Here is a 1,574-nt window from a genome sequence, read left to right on the forward strand (position 1 = left end):
CGGCTCCAGCCGCATGCGCACCTTCTGGACCGTGTTCGTGCCGATGACGCGCTCCGGCATCATCGGCTCGGCAATGATCACCTTCGTGTTCTCGCTGGGCTTCTTCGTCACGCCGGCAATCCTCGGCGGCGGCCGCAGCGTGATGATCGCGGAGCTGATCTATCTGCGCATCTTCCAGAGCCCGGACTGGGGGCTGGGCGCGGCTATCAGCGTCGTGCTGGTGGTGTTCGTCGGCGCGCTGATGGCGCTGCTTTTCCGCTACGTCAAACCGAAGCAGCTGGTGTAGCGATGCCAACCTACCGTCCTGGGCCTGTCTCGCTCCTCCTCGCCGTGCTGGTGGCGCTGTTCCTCCTGATGCCGCTGCTTGCCGTCATCCCGGTGTCATTGACGCCGAGCCGCATGCTGACCATGCCGACGGGTGAATTGTCGCTGCGCCACTACCGCTCGCTGATCGAGGATCCGCGCTGGCTGGAGTCCATCCTGCTGTCGATCCGGATCGGCGTGGTGAGCAGCGCGCTTTCCACGGTGCTGGCACTCGCCTTCAGTCTCGGCGTGTGGATGTTCCAGCCGCGCTTCACCGCAGCCCTTGTCGGCTTCGTGCTGCTGCCCATGGTGGTGCCGCCGGTGGTGTCGGCGGTGACGCTCTATTTCCTGCTCACCTCGGTCTCCGGGCTCACCTCGTTCTTCGGCTATGACACCTGGCTCGGCGTCGCCATGGCGCATTCGGTGATGACCGTGCCTTTCGCCACGGTGCTCATCCTGGTGTCGCTCAGCCAGCTCGACCGGCGCATCGATCTTGCCGCGCGCGGGCTTGGCGCCAGCGTGTGGGAACGCGCGACGCGCGTCATCATGCCCAACATCAAGTTCGGCATCGTCACCGCCGCGCTGCTCTCCTTCGTGCTTTCCTGGGAGGAGATCGGCGTGACGCTGTTCATCACCTCGGTGAATGCGATCACCTTGCCGCGCCTGATGTGGATGGGCCTGCGCGACAACATCGATCCGGCGATCGCGGCGCTTTCGGTGATCCTGATCGTCATCACGGTGCTGGTGCTGGCGGTGAGGAGCGTGATCACCAGACAGAAGGCGTCGCCGTAGAGCGGTTGCGTTCACGGAAAAAGAGGCCCGCCAGGAGCGGCGAGCCTCTTTACGGAGCCGAAGTGGAAGCACGGCACCGTCATGATCCGGGGGTGTGGATCGACTCGAAATCTAGCCAACAGGGCTCAGCCGGGCGACTTACAAATCCGTAATCTCCGGTCGGTCTGCGTGCCCAACCGGCCAGGAAAAGCCTGTTCTATCATCGGTTTGCGGAGAGCATCCGACATCGAGACAGCGCTTTTCAAAGAAACGTGATGAACCGTCTGTCCAACCGGCGGGACGGCGGAGCGGCTTGGAAACGCAGCGGAACCGGGGCGGCGTCGCGACGCGCCCGCTTCATAGCAGTCTGCGCCATCAAGGCGCCGCACCGGACGAAGGCCCCCCGGCCTCGCCCGTGCGTAGCAGTCCGTTCAGGCGGCCTGCGGCCGCCGCATCCTCTCGACGAAGGCCTGCCTTGCCGGTCCGGCAAGCGGCTTGTC

At 64.9% G+C, this 1,574-nt stretch carries 2 protein-coding genes; both read left to right on the top strand.

The features are described 5' to 3' along the window. A partial coding sequence (locus EOA28_RS35290) for an ABC transporter permease subunit (RefSeq protein WP_128315821.1) occupies nucleotides 1–286 on the top strand: 286 nt, incomplete at its 5' end. A gap of 2 nt (nucleotides 287–288) precedes the next feature. Further along, nucleotides 289–1,095 carry an ABC transporter permease gene (locus EOA28_RS35295; protein WP_127251876.1) on the top strand — a complete coding sequence of 269 codons (807 nt, stop codon included), beginning with the start codon at nucleotides 289–291 and terminating at the stop codon, nucleotides 1,093–1,095. Nucleotides 1,096–1,574 lie beyond the last annotated feature (479 nt).

The organism is Mesorhizobium sp. M2A.F.Ca.ET.067.02.1.1 (assembly GCF_004023285.1).
Classification (GTDB): domain Bacteria; phylum Pseudomonadota; class Alphaproteobacteria; order Rhizobiales; family Rhizobiaceae; genus Mesorhizobium.